The organism is Candidatus Aminicenantes bacterium (assembly GCA_026393795.1).
GTDB lineage: Bacteria > Acidobacteriota > Aminicenantia > UBA2199 > UBA2199 > UBA2199.
The window spans coordinates 1-2,063 of the sequence record JAPKZL010000086.1 but is presented as its reverse complement, the minus strand read 5'-3'; the positions used below and the strand labels follow the sequence as shown (position 1 = coordinate 2,063).

The 2,063-nt window shown below is 56.1% G+C and carries 4 protein-coding genes; all 4 read right to left on the bottom strand.

All coding sequences use genetic code 11. From position 1 onward, the window contains the following. Nucleotides 1-1,197: membrane protein insertase YidC (gene yidC, locus NTW95_04295; protein ID MCX6556641.1), on the bottom strand; the 1,197-nt coding region annotated here is incomplete at its 3' end. Continuing rightward, the gene (gene yidD / locus NTW95_04290; GenBank protein ID MCX6556640.1) at nt 1,197-1,427 is read right to left on the bottom strand and encodes a membrane protein insertion efficiency factor YidD; all 231 of its coding nucleotides are present in this window, start codon (nt 1,425-1,427) and stop codon (nt 1,197-1,199) included. The genes yidD and yidC, both read right to left, overlap by 1 nt. Nucleotides 1,428-1,430: 3 nt before the next feature. Continuing rightward, the gene (rnpA, locus tag NTW95_04285; protein ID MCX6556639.1) at nt 1,431-1,688 is read right to left on the bottom strand and encodes a ribonuclease P protein component; all 258 of its coding nucleotides are present in this window, start codon (nt 1,686-1,688) and stop codon (nt 1,431-1,433) included. Nucleotides 1,689-1,776: 88 nt separating this feature from the next. Next, nucleotides 1,777-1,911, bottom strand: a complete 135-nt coding sequence (rpmH, locus tag NTW95_04280; GenBank protein MCX6556638.1) for a 50S ribosomal protein L34 — start codon at nt 1,909-1,911, stop codon at nt 1,777-1,779. Nucleotides 1,912-2,063 lie beyond the last annotated feature (152 nt).

The window sequence follows — 2,063 nt, the reverse complement described above, 5'->3', positions numbered from 1 at the left end:
CGGGAAAAGGACGAGCTTCAGCAGCAGGGTGAAAACGATCAGCGCCCAGCCGTAATTGGGGATGAAGCCGTGGATATAGGTGATGCCCTTGAGCATGATCTTGGCGATGGAGCCGAACCAGCCGTACTCGATGACCTTGTTCAGGTCGGGAAACTCGGCTTCCATGGCGGCCAGGACCTTCTCGTCCTTGGGGCCGAGGAAGACGGCGGTCGGGTCGGTCACGATCATGTAGGAATACAACTTGCTCTGGTTCTTGGCTTGGGGCTGCTTGATCAGCCGGTAGGAGAGCTTGGAACGGTTCTGGGGTTGCGAGCGGAACACGGCGGCGAAATAGGTCGTCTCGTAGGCCGCCCAGTAGAAGCCAGCCCCCTTCTCACCGTAAGCCGTCTCGAAGGCCTGGCCGGCCTGGGGCGCGGTTTTCAGCCTGGCGAAATCGACCGATTCCAGCTTTTCGTTGGCGTAAGCGGCGATCTTCAGGCTCATCATCATGGCCCGGTCCTGGCCTTCGTTGTTCCCCAGGTTGGGGCCGAAAGCCACCGGCAGGTCGGCCAGCAGGCGGCCGTCCTTCCAGACCGCAAATTCCAGGCCAATGCCGTAGCTGCCGGGGCGGAAGGTGAACCTTTTAATGGCCTTCAAATTCCGGTCCGCATCGGCGTATTCGAAAACAACCTGGGTCGGTCCGGCGACGATGACCCGCGGCGTTCCGCGGTACAGGAACAAGGCCTTGTTCAGTATCGCGGAAAAATCGTCCTTGCCGGAATAAAAATAGAAAGGGTAGAAATTGGATTCCTTGGCGCCGCCGGCGACCAGGTCCATGGGCTTTCCGGCGTCATCCTTGTATTTCTTCAGGACAAAGGAGGTGAGCCCGGCGCCGCGGTTGGTGAACACGGCGCTGAAATACTCGTTCTCCACACAGACGGCCTGTTCGGCTGCGGCGGCCAGGCTTTCCGACACGGCCAGAAGCGGCTGGCCCGGTTGTACGACGGCCGCTTCCGGCGCCGATTGGTCCATGATCGACGCGATGTCGGGCGCCGCGCCGCCCTTGCTCTCCGTTGTTTCGGCCGTCCGCTGCGGCTGGGCGGCGGCGGGCTGGGAGAGCCGCTCCGGCGCCGCCGGTTTGGGCATGAAAAGGTACTGGTAGACCAGCAACACCGTCACCGACAACACGATAGCCAAGATCAGCTTTTTGGTATCCATTAAAATTTCACCTCGTTTTTTTCGGGAACCGGGTCATAGCCGCCGCTGTGAAACGGATGGCACCTGAGGATGCGCTTCGCCCCCAGGAATGCCCCGCGGACGGCGCCGTGCTTTTCGATGGCACCGTAGGCGTAGTCGGAGCAGGTGGGCAGGAAGCGGCAGTGGTTGCCCAGCAGCGGCGAAAGGGTTTTTTTATAGAGTGTGATCATGAGCAGGAACGCTTTTTTCATTTTCTATTTGTACTGGATCTTGACCAGGGCGTCCAGGAAAAGGGCTTCGATTAACGCGGCGTCGCGGCGCGTGAAGCGTTTTTTCATGGAAACCCACAGGTCGAAGCGCTCGGCGAGCAAAAAGCGATTCAATCTGAACCATTCTTTCATTTTTCTCTTGATGAAATTCCGTTGAACCGAGTTACCGATCTTGCGGTTAACGGAAACGGCAAAGCGGCTGTCGGGGCGGTTGTTTTTCAAAAAATACAAAAAAAAAATCATTCTTTATTTTTCTGGCATTTTTCAACAGGTAAACAAACTCGCCTTCCTTCTTGATCCGCTGGGAGGTTCGAAACACAAAAGTCATGGATCAGGCGCTCAGACTCTTCCTGCCTTTCCTTCTTCTGCGGCTGATCACTTCGCGGCCGCCCTTGGTCTCCATGCGCGCCCGGAAGCCATGGTTTTTCTTTCGTTTCAGATTGTTGGGTTGAAATGTTCTTTTCACAAAATCCACTCCTTGATCATTTGCAAGTAAAGCATATGATAGTAAAAAAAATGGCTGCTGTCAAGGCGGAGTGCCATATCCTTTCACTTTCGGGCGAAATCATTTATAATCAGCCGCGGAGGGCACCATGAAACATCCCGACATTCTGGAAC

Coding starts and splice junctions, on each gene's coding strand:
- yidD (MCX6556640.1), bottom strand. CDS start 1,427: ATGAAAAAAGCGTTCCTGCTCATGATCACACTCTATAAAAAAACCCTT.
- rnpA (MCX6556639.1), bottom strand. CDS start 1,688: ATGATTTTTTTTTTGTATTTTTTGAAAAACAACCGCCCCGACAGCCGC.